The organism is Streptomyces cyaneochromogenes (assembly GCF_003963535.1).
Lineage (GTDB): Bacteria > Actinomycetota > Actinomycetes > Streptomycetales > Streptomycetaceae > Streptomyces > Streptomyces shaanxiensis.
Genome location: NZ_CP034539.1, coordinates 4,006,155 through 4,019,745, shown reverse-complemented (window position 1 = coordinate 4,019,745; position 13,591 = coordinate 4,006,155). Strand labels below are relative to the sequence as shown.

The window sequence follows — 13,591 nt, the reverse complement described above, 5'->3', positions numbered from 1 at the left end:
GGGGGCTCCTCTTCCGTGAGAACGGCGTTCAGAGGTTCTCGGTGACGGTCAGCGGGTCCGTGGGCTGCGGCACGGCGGTGCGCGGGGAGCGCGCGGGTGTCGCGGCAGCCGACGGCACGGGGTGGCGGTTGCCGAGCGGCACGACGGCCGGCCGACCGGTCTCGCCCAGCACCACATGGCGTACGACCCGCTCGGCGGCGCGTCCGTCGTCGTACGGGCAGAAGCGCTCGCGGAACGCCGACCGCAGCTGGGTGGAGCGCGAGCCGCGCCAGTGGCCGGTGGCGAAGATGTCGATCAGCTCGTCCTCGCTGCGCGACACCGCGCCCGGCGGGAAGGACCGCAGGTCGAAGTAGGTGCCGCGGGCCGCCTCGTACGCCTCCCGGTCGTCGGCGTGGATCACGATCGGCCGGTCCAGGTTGGCGTAGTCGAACATGATCGCCGAGTAGTCGGTGACCAGCGCGTCCGAGGCGAGGCACAGCGACTCCACGCTCGGGTGGTCGGTGACGTCGATGACCTGGTCGCCGGCCGGGGCGAGCGGGCCGCCGTGCCGGTGGTGGCCGCGGGCGAGGACGACGAAGCGGGGGCCCAGACGGCGTGCGACGCGGTGCAGGTCGAGGGTGGCGCGCTGGGTGCGGCGGTAGTCGCGGTGGGTGGGGGCGTAGAGGATCGCGACGGCGCCCTCGGGGACGCCGAGCGACTCGCGGATCCGGGTCACGTCCGCCGACGTCGCCTGCTGGAAGACGTCGTTGCGCGGGCTGCCGTACTCCAGGGTCGTGTAGCCGCCCGGGAACACGCGCTCCCAGGTCAGGGTGGAGTGGCGGTTGGCGGACAGGACGTAGTCCCAGCGGTCGACGTGCCCGAGGAGCTCGTCGAAGTCCGTGTCCCCGGCGGCGGCCGGGCGTTCGCGCAGATCCAGGCCCATGTGCTTGAGCGGGGTGCCCCGCCGGGTCTGCACCAGGACCTGGCCGGGGCGCTTGACCAGGCGGCGGTCGAAGTCGGCGTTGTGGACGAGGTACTTGGAGCGGGCGAGTGCCGTCCAGTAGCCGACGGTGCCGGGGCGCACCCGGCGGGTGCCGGTCGGCACGGCGTCGTGCTGCTCGGCCTCGGCGATCCAGGCGGTGCGGATGCGCGGGGCGTGTGTGCGGAACGCCTGCTCCAGGGCGCCCGGGCCGCAGCCGTGGCCGCGGACGCCGTCGGCGGCGAAGACGGCGCGGTCGGCACGCACGGGGAGGCACCGCTGGACGCGGTAGTGCAGCCGCAGGACGCCGGCCCGCAGGCCCTTCAGCAGACGGCTGGTGAACTTGGCGGTACGGCGGGACAGTGCCGCCATGCGCTGCAGGGCGCGGTAGGTGCGGTGCAGGCCCAGGCGGACGAGGGCGTAGTGGACACGGGTGCGCGCCGGGACGGGGGCGCCGGGGGTGTGGTAACGGCGGTAGTACGTGCGGGCCTTGCGCAGGAACTCGGCGCGGCGGCGGCGCGGGAGGCGGTCGCGGCGGGCGAACACCACGACCAGGTGATCGACCATGCGGCGGAACAGCAGCGGACGCCAGCGGGCCAGTTCGGGGTTCCGGTCGACGTAGGCGAAGACACGGTCGTACTGCTCGAAGATGTCGAAGTGGCGCGGGCTGGTCGTGCCGAGGATGCCGCCCCGGCGCCGCTGCCGGTAGTGCACGCACACCCGGTCCAGGGTCGCGATCGACTCCGCGGTCATCAGGACCGGGTACGTCCAGGGCGTGTCCTCGTAGTAGCCGGACGGGAAGGCGAAGCCCTCCTGCTCGACGAAGTCCCGCCGGTACGCCTTGTTCCAGGCGACCATCAGCATCCGCAGCAGCCCCGGGCGGTCCGCCAGCCGGAAGGGCGCCGGTCCCTCCTCGGTGAGCCGGTCCGCGGCCTGGTTGCGGATCGTCTCACCGGTCCAGTAGGTGCGCGCGTAGTCGTAGACCAGGACGTCCGGCTCGCCGGTCTCCTTCAGCCGGTCGGCGATCGCGTGCAGGGAGTCGGGGGTGAGGGTGTCGTCGCTGTCGAGGAAGACCAGGTAGTCGCCGGTGGCCTCGGCCATACCGGCGTTGCGGGCGGCCCCAAGGCCCCGGTTCTCGGCGAGATGCACGGCGCGTACGCGCGGGTCGCGGGCCGCGAACTCGTCGATGATCGCGCCGCACGCGTCCGGCGAGCAGTCGTCGACGGCGATCACCTCGAGATCGGGGTACGACTGCGAGAGCACCGATTCCAGGCACTCGTGCAGGTACGCCTGAACCTTGTACGCGGGGACAATGACACTGAACCTGGGCAAGGGACATCCACTGGGTCGGCCGGGGCGGTGGGGCGCTGTCGCCTTGCCGGGAACGGCCAATGGAGTGACTTGGTTACGGGACCTACGGCATACGGGGGACCGTGAGTGAACGGCAGGGGGCGAACCGATGTCGGCCCGCCCCCTTGAGGCACCGTCCTGTACGGCGGCCGCCCTTCCCCGCGGCTACTTGACCGCGCCCGCCATCACGCCGGACACGAACTGCCGCTGGAACGCGAAGAACACGACCAGCGGGATCACCATGGAGATGAACGCGCCGGGCGCCAGGATGTCGATGTTGTTGCCGAACTGGCGTACCTGTGTCTGCAGCGCGACCGTGATCGGCTGGCTGTCGGCGTCGGTGAAGATCAGCGCGACCAGCATGTCGTTCCACACCCACAGGAACTGGAAGATGCCGAGCGCGGCGATCGCCGGCCCGCCGAGCGGCATCACGACGCGGAAGAACAGGCGCAGTTCACCGGCGCCGTCCAGCCGGGCCGCCTCCAGCAGCTCCCTCGGGATCTCCGCGAAGAAGTTCCGCAGCAGGAACACCGCGAACGGCAGCCCGAAGCCGACGTGGAAGAGGATCACGCCGATCAGGGAGCCGAAGATGCCGATGTTGCCGAACAGTTCGGCGATCGGGATCAGCGCCACCTGCACGGGCACGACCAGCAGGCCGACCACGCCCAGGAACCACCAGTCGCGGCCCGGGAACTCCATCCACGCGAACGCGTAGCCCGCGAGCGAGCCGATGATGACGACCAGGACCGTCGCCGGGACCGTGATCAGCACGGTGTTGAGGATCGAGTTGGTGATGTCGCTGTTGCCCAGCAGCTTGTCGTAGCTGTCGAAGGTGAGTTGGGAGGGCTTGCTGAAGACCTCCCACCAGCCGCTGGCCGTCATCTCCTCCGGTGGCCGCAGGGAGGAGATCAGCAGTCCGATCGTCGGGACCAGCCAGAACAGTCCGACGACGATGAGGAACACCCGCACCAGCCCACCGCTGACGAAGGAGGCGAGCCGTCCGCCCAGGGACTGCTCGCCCTTGACGACGCTGAGCGGCTCGGGCGCCGCCTTGGTAAGCCTTCCGGCGTCAGCGCTCATCGCCGCCCCTCCCGCCTCAACCGACGGATGTTGAACCACATCACCGGAATCACCAGCAGCAGCAGGAACACCGAGATCGCGCTCGCGACGCCCGGCTGGTCCTCGGAGAAGCCCTTGCGGTACAGCTCCAGTGCGAGGACGTTCGCGTCGTCCTGGGAGGAGCCCGGGGCGATGATGAAGACCAGGTCGAAGATCTTCAGGACGTTGATCATCAGGGTGACGGTGACGACCGCGAGGACGGGTGCGAGGAGCGGCACCGTGACCTTGCGGAACACCTGCCACTCGTTGGCGCCGTCGACCCGGGCCGCCTCCAGCAGATCGCGGGGGATGCCCGCGAGCCCGGCCGCGATCAGCACCATCGCGAAACCGGCCCACATCCAGATGTACGACCCGATGATGGACGGTGTGACGAGCGACGGGCCGAGCCAGTCCAGCCCGTTGTACGGCTCCTTGAAGTTGTCCGCCGGGAGCTTGAGCCGGGCCCCCTCGGCGGCGGCCGGCAACGTGAACGTGCCGTCGTCCGCCGCCTTCGTGGAGGCCACGACCTTGCCGTCCTTCACGGCCTCGATCTTCATCCCGGCATAGCCAAGCTCGGACGCGTCGACCCCGCCGAGCGTCCCGACGCCCTTGCCGCGGGTGAAGTCCTGCCAGGTGGTGCCGGTGATGCTGTCCGGGTCGGCCTTGGCCTGTACGGCGGCCTTGGCGTCGTCCGGCATCTGGTCGGGGGCGACACCGACGAGGGGCAGGACGACCGGGGTGCCGGCGCTGACGGTGGCCTTGGTGATGAAACCGCCGCCCGGCGCCGCTTCCAGGGGCGACTCCCGGCCCGGGTGCGCCTTCGGGAACGCGGACGCCTGCGCGAAGGTGTCGTGCACGCCCACCCACACCGCGTTCGCGACACCCTTGTCCGGGTCCTGGTCGTAGACCAGCCGGAAGATGATGCCCGCCGCCAGCATCGAGATCGCCATCGGCATGAAGACGACCAGCTTGAACGCGGTGCCCCAGCGCACCCGTTCGGTCAGCACCGCGAAGATCAGACCGAGCGCGGTGGCGACCGTCGGGGCGAACACCACCCAGATGACGTTGTTCTTGAGGGCGGTGCGGATGCCGTCATCCGTGAAGAGGGCCTCGTAGTTGTCGAATCCGGCGAAGCCGCCGCCGGACTGGTCGTAGAAGCTGCGCACGACCGAGTACCCGATCGGGTAGACCACGAGCGCGCCGAGCAGCACGAGGGCGGGCAGCAGGAACAGCGCCGCCATGGTCCTGCGCGTGCCGGTCACACTCTTGCGCGACCTGGGTGCGGCAGGGGCCGGCGGGGCCCCTGCCGCTTCCGCCGACGACACGGCGTCAGTTTCCGTACGCCGCGGCCGCGTCGGCTTCCAGCTTGCGCTGCGTTCCCGCGATGTCCGTCGGGTTCTTCAGGAAGTCCTGCAGCGCCTTCCACTCGCCCTTGCCGGGCGTGCCGCCGAAGGCCTGCGGGGCCTGGTCGGACATGTCGAAGCGGAAGTCGTCGCCGGAGTCGATGAGCGCCTTGGCGATCTTCTGCTGCACCTCGTTCGGATACGCCGAGTTGTCCACGTTCTTGTTCGGCGAGAGGTAGCCGCCGAGCTTCGCCTGGATCGTCGCGGCGTCCGGGGAGGCGAGCCAGGTGGCCAGGGCCTGCGCGGCCTTGGAGTCCTGGAGGATGACGGCCGCGTCGCCGCCGGAGACGACGGGCGCGGTGTCGCCGACGGCCGGGAACGGGAACACCTTCGCGTCCGTGCCGACCTTCGCCTTCGCCTGGACGATGTTGACCTGCGCGAAGTCTCCCTCGTAGACCATGCCGGCCTTCGGCTGGTCGCCGCCGGTGAAGGTCTGGGTGACGGACGCCGGGAAGTCCGTCTGCAGCGCGCCGGTCGCGCCGCCCGCCACGTAGTCCTTCTTGCCCCACACCTGGGCGAGCGCGGTGAGCGCGTCCTTCACGGACGGGTCGGTCCACTTGATCTCGTGCTTGGCCAACTGGTCGTACTTCTCCGGGCCCGCCTGGGAGAGGTAGATGTTCTCGAACCAGTCGGTGAGGGTCCAGCCCTCCGCGCCGCCGACGGAGAACGGGGTGACGCCGGAGTCGTAGACGGTCTGCGCGGTGCTCAGCAGTTCGTCCCACGTCTTGGGCTCACTGGCCCCCGCGTTCTCGAAGACCTTGGCGTTGTACCAGATCAGGGACTTGTTGGCGGCCTTGTAGTAGACGCCGTACTGCTTGTTGTCGACCTTGCCGATGTCCTGCCAGCCCTGCGAGTAGTTCTCCTGGAGCTCCTTGATCGCGTCGGCGCCCAGGGGCTTGGCCCACTTCTTGTCGACGGCCTGCTTTATGGCGCCGGGCTGCGGAAGCATCGCGATGTCCGGCGGCTGACCGCCCGCGACCTTCGAGCCGAGGAAGTTGATGATCGGGTCCTGGGCGGGCACGAAGGTCACCTTGGCGCCCGTGCGCTTCTCGAACTCGGCGAGGACCTTCTTGAAGTTCTCCTGCTCGGCACCGCTCCATACGGCGGCGACCTCGAGGGATTCGCCGTTCAGCTTGGGAAGGGTGACGGCGCCGGCGGTCTCCTCGTTGCCGGAACCGCCCTGTTCGTCGCCATCGTCGTCGCCGTCGCCGCCACATGCCGTGAGCGAGAGAGCGAGGGCTCCCGCGAGTACGGCCGCCGCGGCCCTGGCGGCCCTGCCTGTCCGGTTCTTGCTGCTCGTGCTGCGCATCACTGCCCCGTTCTTCGTGCCTCGTCGAACGTTCGAGCGCTGTCCCGTTTGATCTGGTCTACGCCCTGGGGTGGGGGGCGGCAAGACCGCGTCCGCTGTCAAGCGGGGGATCGTGACGGCCTCGTGACCAAGGACCCCGCACCCCTGCCATCGGCACCGGCGGACTCGCCCTCAAGCCCGGCCGCCTGGCCGGCCGAGCGGGCCCCGCACGGCACCTGCCTCACAGCAGCGAGGGAACCGCCGTGGCCGAGACCTCCCGTGCCGCCCTCTCCAACGCACTGGCCAGCAACGCCAGATCCGTAGGACCGTTCCCCAACTCGCGCACCGGACGCCGGGCCGGCGGATCGCCCATCCGGTGCCACTCCAACGGCACCACCGTGGGCCGCAGCGTCGCCGTCCGCGGAATACGCCCCGTGACCCGCCCGCTCTGGAACGGCACCGCTCTCCCGTCCGCCCAGGTCAACCGCCCGCGCCCCGGCGCCGGTTCGTCCGGCCCCGCCGCGACCGCGTCCAGCGTCACCCGCAACGTCGCCAGGCGGGCCGGCTCCGACTCCGCCGTACGGCCTCCGATCCCCGCGGCGGCCACCAGATGCACGCCGAGCCGCTCGCCCTCGCGCGCCACGGCCTCCAGCGCCCGTATCACCGAGCCCGCGGCCGGCCTGCCCGGCGAGCCGAGCGCGGGCGAGACCAACGCGTCCAGGTCGTCCACGACCACGACGAGCCGCGGCAACGGCGGCGGCACGGCCTCGGCCTGCCGACGCGCCGCCCCCGGCCGCAGCCGGATGGTGGAGCTGGGCGGTGTGTCGAGATCGCCCGTGAGGTCACCGCTGCCGGTACCGGCCCCCGTCCCCGCCGCGCGTTGCGCGACCATCCGGCTCGACAGCTCACGGCCCGTGTGCCACTCGGTGAAGTCGGACCGCCCGAGCAGCTCCGCGCGCCGCTTCAGCTCGGCACTGAGCGACTGGGCGAACTCCCGCATCCGCACCGGGTCGTTGGCGGTGAGATGGGTGGTGACATGCGGGACGTCCGTACACACCCGCAGTCCGTCGCCGTGCGCGCCGCCCGCGCTCACCGTGTCCCGGCCGTCCATCAGCACGACGCTGAGCCGGTCCGGCCGCTCGGCCGCGGCGAGCGAGGCGACCACGGCCCGCAGCAGCTCCGTACGCCCGCTGCCGGGCGGCCCCTCGATCAGCAGGTGCGGCCCGTCGGCGCCGAGGTCCGCGCTGACCGGCCCGCGCGGCCCGGCCCCCAGCACGGCACACGCCCGCCCGCCGAGGGCCTCCGCGTCATCGCCCGCGTCGGCCCAACGCGCCATCAGCGACGCGGGTGTGGCCCGGGCCAGCCCCAACTCGTCCAGCAGCCGCGCCGCCTGAGGCAACGGCACGGACACGCGCGCGTGCCGCTCCCCGGCGGCTCCCTCGGTCCGCAACGGCGCCAGCGCCCGCGCGAACCGTTCCGCCCAGGCGAGCGAGACGGCGTCCACGGCGGCGACGGTGCCGTGCCCGACAGGGCCGTGGCCGGGGTCGGCCGCGGAGGCCGGCGCGGATCCGGCCTGGCCGTCGCCGGCCGTGCCGTCAGCCACGCGCCCGGGGCCCACGGTGCCCGGATCGACGCCGCCGCCCCGCGCCACCCGCATCAGCCGCAGCGCCGTCGCCACATCGCCGCTGAGCAGCGCGACCGCACCGCATTCCCGGAACACCGGCGACACCGTGCACGCCGCCTCGTAGGTCTCCGTCACCGGCGAGGCGGGCGACGCCGCGGCCGTCTCGGCCAGGCACACGACATGGATCCCGGCCCGCGGACCCTCCAGCGTCAGCCGCGCCACGGCCTCGCGTACGTCGGCACCGCCGGGATCGCCGTCGACGACGACCACGCTGTAGGGCCCCGCGAATCCGTCCGCCCCGTCGGCGGGGTCGTCGTCCCGCGCCCAGGAGGGCCGCCGGACGGCACGCCGGTCGGGGAGCTGCCCGTCCGCGCCCCGCGCCGCACCGTCGGACCCCGCCCCGGCGGGCGTCTGAGCCGCCAGGTCCTCAAGGCGCCGCAGCAACTCCTCCGTACGGGCCGTCGCCTGCTCGCGGTCGTAGGCCAGCAGAAGGCGGCAGTCCTGGCCGTGTCCGGGGCGGACATGCGGGAGCCAGCCCAGCCAGGACCACTCCGCGGTGCGCTCCTCCAGAGGACGGTGGCGGTCCGCGCTGATCAGGACGACCTCCAGGGCGTCCGGCGAGTGCAGCGCGGCGAGCTGGGCGATCACCGCGCGGGCCAGCCCGGTGAGCCGCTCGCGCGGGCCGGCCAGACCCAGCGCCCCGACCTCGCGCAGATCGGCCGTCACCGGTACCGCGGGCAGCAGTCCCGAGCCGTCGGGCGCCGACCGGTCCGCCGTGCCGAGCCGTACCGTGAGCGCCTCCGGGTGGCCCGGTGCGCGCTCCCACAGCCGGGGGCCGGGGCCCAGGGCCGTCAGCAGCAGGGAGGCGGGGTCCGGCCAGGTCTCCGGCACGCGGGGTCCGTTCGCCGTCGAGGGGAGCTCGGTCGCCTCGGCCCGCTCGTCATCGTCGTACGCCTCATGCCGCGCCGTCCCCTGCTCCCCGCGCCCGCCGGCCAGCCGCCGCGCCCACTTCGAGAGCCCTCCGCGCCTGCGCACGCCCGGCGGCACGTCCGTGCCCCGCAGCGGGGTGCCCTTACGGCTGCTGCCGTGCGCCGGGGCGGCGTCGCGGCCGGCCTCGCCGTCGGCGCCGTGGCCCCCGCCGTCCCCGCCGAAGGCGCCCACCTCGAAGCCCGCGCCGTGCGTGTCGCCGCCGCGCGGTGCCGTGGGCGGCCGCTCGGCCCCGGCGTGCCGTTCGATCCGCGGTGCCCCGCCCTGGAGCGGCACGACGGCCGGCTCGACCGAGCCGTGCTCCTGAGCGGCCGGCCGGACTCCCGAGGACCCGGACGCGTCGCCGCCGTCCGCCACGCGCGTGTGCGCCACCGTCGAGGCGTCCGCGGCGGGCCCCGGCGGGAGATCGAGCCCGTCGTCCCCGGCGGGGACCCGCACATGCCCTTCCCCGTCCGGCTCCGTCCGCACCCGCGCCCCCGGGCCTGCGGCCGGAGTCAGCCGCAGCGCCGACTCCCCGATCCGCAGCAGCGCGCCCGGCGCGAACCGCACCGGGCGGGTGGTCACGCCGGTGCCGTCCAGCGTCGTGCCGTTCGTGGAGCCGAGGTCGGCCACCGAGACGCGGCCGTCGGCGGCGACCGTGACCGCGCAGTGGAACCGGGAGACGTCCGGGTCGTCGAGCGGGACGTCGGCGTCGGCGGAGCGGCCGATGCGGATCTCGCCGCCGTGCAGCAGGTGGACCCCGCCCGCGTCCGGCCCCGCCACGACATGGAGCTGGGTCGGGGCGTCGTCCAGCTCGGGGTGCGGTTCGGGCGCGGGCGGGGCGCCCAGGGACAGCACCGCACCGTCTATCAGCGGGGGCTCGCCGAGCGTGCTGCGGTGGTCGTCGAGCCGCTCCGTGCCCGCGTACAGCACGATGGGGCCGTCACCGCCGGACACCGCCGAGGCGAGCGCCGACGCCACCGTGGCCAGGGCCGTGCCCGCGGGCGCCGTGACCAGCACGTCGCAGCTCGCGGCGCGGCCCCTCGCCGGGGCAGGCGAGGCCAGCGGGTCTACGACGGTCAGCCGGATCTGCATCGGCGTCAGCGGTCCCTTCTGCGCGGGCGCGGACCAGGGCCCGTCCGACGGATCTCCCCACCCCACACGAGCACTTCGGCCAGTACTGCACGCATCCTCGCACCTGCCACTGACAACGCGCCCCCCGCCCGAAGGCAAGTGATCTTGATTGGTCGGCTCTGCCCGCAAAAGTGCCTGACAAGTGCACTGCCGGCGATCACTTGAGATCGCTCACGTCCGCTTGCGGCAACCACGAGACAGAGCCGAGCGTCTTTCCTTCGAACATGTACGGGAAGCCGTACGTAAGACGCACAGAATGACGACAGGCCGGTGTCGTGGGGGACGGCACTACAGTGGATCGGAACGTAGGCAAGCAGCAGGGAGCGCGACGTGCGGCCGGTAGGCAGCAAGTACTTCCTCGAGGAGCCGCTCGGTCGTGGCGCCACGGGGACCGTCTGGCGAGCCCGCCAGCGGGAGACCGCGGGGGCCGAGGCGGCCGTGCCGGGGCAGCCCGGCGAGACCGTCGCGATCAAGGTCCTCAAGGAGGAACTCGCCAGCGACGCGGACATCGTCATGCGGTTCCTGCGGGAGCGCTCCGTCCTGCTCCGGCTGACCCACCCGAACATCGTCCGGGTCCGTGACCTGGTCGTCGAGGGCGATCTGCTCGCCTTGGTCATGGACCTCGTCGACGGCCCCGACCTGCACCGCTACCTCCGCGAGAACGGCCCCTTCAGCCCGGTCGCCGCGTCCCTGCTCACCGCGCAGATCGCCGACGCGCTCGGCGCCAGCCACGCCGACGGCGTCGTCCACCGCGACCTGAAGCCCGCCAACGTCCTGCTCAAGCAGAGCGGCGGCCAGATGCACCCGATGCTGACCGACTTCGGCATCGCCCGCCTCGCCGACTCCCCGGGCCTGACCCGCACCCATGAGTTCGTCGGCACGCCCGCGTACATCGCGCCCGAGTCCGCCGAGGGCCGCCCGCAGACGTCCGCCGTCGACATCTACGGCGCCGGAATCCTCCTCTACGAGCTGGTCACCGGCCGTCCGCCGTTCGGCGGCGGCTCCGCCCTGGAGGTCCTGCACCAGCACCTGAGCGCCGAACCGCGCCGCCCGTCCACGGTCCCCGACCCCCTGTGGACGGTCATAGAACGCTGCCTGCGCAAGAGCCCCGACGAACGGCCCAGCGCCGAGAACCTCGCCCGCGCCCTGCGCGTCGTCGCCGAGGGCGTCGGCGTGCACGCGAACTCCGCGCAGATCGCGGCCGCCGAGGGCGTCGCCGCGCTGCTCGCCCCCGACCCCTCGCCGACCGCCGTGCCGGGCTCGGCCGACCCCACCCAGGTGCTGCAGCACGGCGCGGGCGCGTTCGACCCGAACGCCGCGACCAGCGTCCTGCCGCACACCGGCGCCCCCGGCCCGGCGGGCGCCGCCGACCCCACCGCCGTACTGCCGAACACGGGCGGCCCGGGCGCACGCGGCGCCGCGGACCCGACGGCCGTCATGCCGTCGATGCCGCCCGGACCCCCCGGACAGCAGCCGGGCCAGCCAGGCCCCGAGGACCCGCACCCCTGGCAGAACCAGCTGCGCGCGGCCCGGGACCGCAACGAGCAGACGCAGGTCCAGTACCTCGACCCCGACCAGGACCCGCTGCGCCGCCGCCCCCAGCGGCAGGTCGCCCGCCCGCAGCAGCAGCCCCAGCAGCAGCGGCCCTCACAGGGCCGGCCGCCGCAGGGGTACGGCCATCCGCAGCAGCACCAGCCGCAGCCGTACGCCCCACCGCGCCGGCCGCAGCAGCAGCCCCAGCGTTACGCCCCGCCGCCCGCGCCGGAGCCGCAGCGGCCGCAGCGCGAGCCGCGTCAGCCGCGTCAGCGCAGCGCCAACCCGATGCGGATCCCCGGGCTCGGCTGCCTCAAGGGATGCCTGTTCACGATCGTCATCCTGTTCGTCGCGGGCTGGCTGATCTGGGAGCTGAGCCCGTTGCAGGGCTGGATCGGCACGGGCAAGGGCTACTGGGACCAGCTCACCGACTGGTTCAGCACCGTGACCGGGTGGATCGGGGAGCTGGGCGAAGGCTCGGGCAACGCATGAGCCAAGGCTCCGGTACTGCCTGAGCCAGGCTCCGGTACCGCTTGAGCCAAGGCTTCGGTACCGCCCGGATTCGGCAAGGCCTGAGCTGGGTTGGTGATTTGTCGACACCTCGCGGGTGATTTCCGTCTCCGGAGTGAAGGTTGGCTCCTTGAACGCGTAGTTTTATCGACCGGGGGTCCCGGTTTTGTCGGCTGGGGGTCCGGGGGGTCGTCCCCCGGAATGACGCAGCGGCGACAACACGCGTCGGTAGGAGCAGTCTTGGCACGGAAGATCGGCAGCCGGTACACCGCCAACCAGATCCTGGGGCGGGGCAGCGCCGGCACGGTGTGGCTGGGTGAGGGGCCCGAGGGGCCCGTCGCCATCAAGCTGCTGCGTGAGGATCTCGCGTCCGACCAGGAGCTCGTCGGGCGCTTCGTGCAGGAGCGGACGGCGCTGCTCGGCCTGGAGCACCCGAACGTGGTCTCCGTACGCGACCTGGTCGTCGACGGCAACGACCTCGCGCTGGTCATGCACCTGGTCCGCGGCACGGACCTGCGCACCCGGCTCGACCGCGACCGGCGGCTCGCGCCCGAGGCGGCGGTGGCGATCGTGGCCGACATCGCGGACGGGCTGGCGGCGGCGCATGCGGCCGGGGTCGTGCACCGGGACGTGAAGCCGGAGAACGTCCTGCTGGACATGCAGGGCCCGCTGGGGCCCGGCGGCTCCCACCCCGCCCTCCTGACGGACTTCGGTGTGGCGAAACTCATCGACTCACCGCGCCGGACCCGCGCGACGAAGATCATCGGTACGCCGGACTACCTGGCGCCGGAGATCGTGGAGGGACTGCCGCCGAGAGCGGCGGTCGACATCTACGCCCTCGCCACGGTCCTGTACGAGCTGCTGGCGGGCTTCACGCCGTTCGGCGGCGGCCACCCGGGTGCGGTGCTGCGCCGCCACGTCACGGAGTCGGTGGCACCGCTGCCGGGCATCCCCGACGAGCTGTGGCAGCTGATCGTGCAGTGCCTGGCGAAGGCGCCGGCCTCGCGGTTGCGGGCGTCGGAGCTCGGGGCGCGGCTGCGGGAGCTGCTGCCGATGCTGGCCGGGATGCCGCCGCTGGACGTGGACGAGCCGGACTCGGAGCCGACGCAGGAGGAGGCGCCGGTCGCGCAGGAGGCGGCTCCGGCGGGGGAGCGGGTGCGGCGGCGGGGTGCGGTGCCGCTGGTGCCTGGCGCCAAGCCGGCCGACTCCAACCGTGACACCCATACGTCGATGAGGGTGCCGGCTCCGGACGAGCTGGCCGGCGGTGCGCGCGGTACGGCACGGGTGCCGAGGGCGGCGGGGGCGCCGCGTCCGGGGTCCGCCCGGCACCGGGCCGCCACGCGGCGGCGCCGGGTGGCGTTGGGGGCGGCGGCGGTGGCGCTGGTCGCCGCGGCGGGTGTGGGGACGTGGCTGGCCACGTCGGGCGACGACGCGGACGCGACGCCGCAGGACACGAACAACTCGGCCCCGGCGGCCCCCTAGCTCTCCTCGCCCCCGCCGCCCCTACCCGTCCCGCCCTCCAGGGGCTCCGCCCCTTCGACCCCGGGGCGTTTCTGGGGGCTGCGCCCCCAGACCCCCGCTTCGGCCCTTAAGGGGCCTCGTCCTCAAACGCCGGACGGGCTGACATGCCTGGGCCGGCGTCGAGAAGGCGCGTCGAGCGGCGGAACGGGCCGAAAGGCGCACCCGCGTCGGAGAGAGGCGTCACCGGGCGTCACGTCAGCCCGCAG

General features: G+C 73.2%; 7 protein-coding genes. 2 read left to right on the top strand and 5 right to left on the bottom strand.

Annotated features, from left to right (window positions below):
- Positions 1-28: 28 nt before the first annotated feature.
- The 5 genes from EJ357_RS17955 to EJ357_RS17935 form a co-directional block, all read right to left on the bottom strand.
- Entirely contained in the window at positions 29-2,290 is a 2,262-nt protein-coding gene (locus EJ357_RS17955; RefSeq protein WP_126392644.1) for a bifunctional glycosyltransferase/CDP-glycerol:glycerophosphate glycerophosphotransferase, read from the bottom strand.
- Between the two features lie 183 nt (positions 2,291-2,473).
- The gene (locus EJ357_RS17950; RefSeq protein ID WP_126392643.1) at positions 2,474-3,388 is read right to left on the bottom strand and encodes a carbohydrate ABC transporter permease; all 915 of its coding nucleotides are present in this window, start codon (positions 3,386-3,388) and stop codon (positions 2,474-2,476) included.
- Positions 3,385-4,668, bottom strand: a complete 1,284-nt coding sequence (locus tag EJ357_RS17945; protein ID WP_126392642.1) for a carbohydrate ABC transporter permease — start codon at positions 4,666-4,668, stop codon at positions 3,385-3,387. The genes EJ357_RS17950 and EJ357_RS17945 overlap by 4 nt, the downstream gene beginning before the upstream one ends.
- Before the next feature lie 67 nt (positions 4,669-4,735).
- Entirely contained in the window at positions 4,736-6,118 is a 1,383-nt protein-coding gene (locus tag EJ357_RS17940) for an ABC transporter substrate-binding protein (RefSeq protein ID WP_126392641.1), read from the bottom strand.
- Positions 6,119-6,338: 220 nt separating this feature from the next.
- Positions 6,339-9,782, bottom strand: a complete 3,444-nt coding sequence (locus EJ357_RS17935; RefSeq protein WP_126392640.1) for an FHA domain-containing protein — start codon at positions 9,780-9,782, stop codon at positions 6,339-6,341.
- A gap of 369 nt (positions 9,783-10,151) precedes the next feature.
- On the opposite strand from EJ357_RS17935, the gene EJ357_RS17930 reads away from it, so the two are divergent.
- Together EJ357_RS17930 and EJ357_RS17925 are read left to right on the top strand one after the other, a co-directional pair.
- On the top strand, positions 10,152-11,846 hold the full coding sequence (locus EJ357_RS17930) for a serine/threonine-protein kinase (RefSeq protein WP_126392639.1): 1,695 nt from the start codon (positions 10,152-10,154) through the stop codon (positions 11,844-11,846).
- A gap of 258 nt (positions 11,847-12,104) precedes the next feature.
- On the top strand, positions 12,105-13,346 hold the full coding sequence (locus EJ357_RS17925; RefSeq protein ID WP_126392638.1) for a serine/threonine-protein kinase: 1,242 nt from the start codon (positions 12,105-12,107) through the stop codon (positions 13,344-13,346).
- Positions 13,347-13,591 lie beyond the last annotated feature (245 nt).

Bases quoted from the DNA above. Each gene is read 5' to 3' on its own strand.
- EJ357_RS17950 (WP_126392643.1), bottom strand. From the start codon at position 3,388: ATGAGCGCTGACGCCGGAAGGCTTACCAAGGCGGCGCCCGAGCCGCTC.
- EJ357_RS17940 (WP_126392641.1), bottom strand. From the start codon at position 6,118: ATGCGCAGCACGAGCAGCAAGAACCGGACAGGCAGGGCCGCCAGGGCC.
- EJ357_RS17935 (WP_126392640.1), bottom strand. From the start codon at position 9,782: ATGCAGATCCGGCTGACCGTCGTAGACCCGCTGGCCTCGCCTGCCCCG.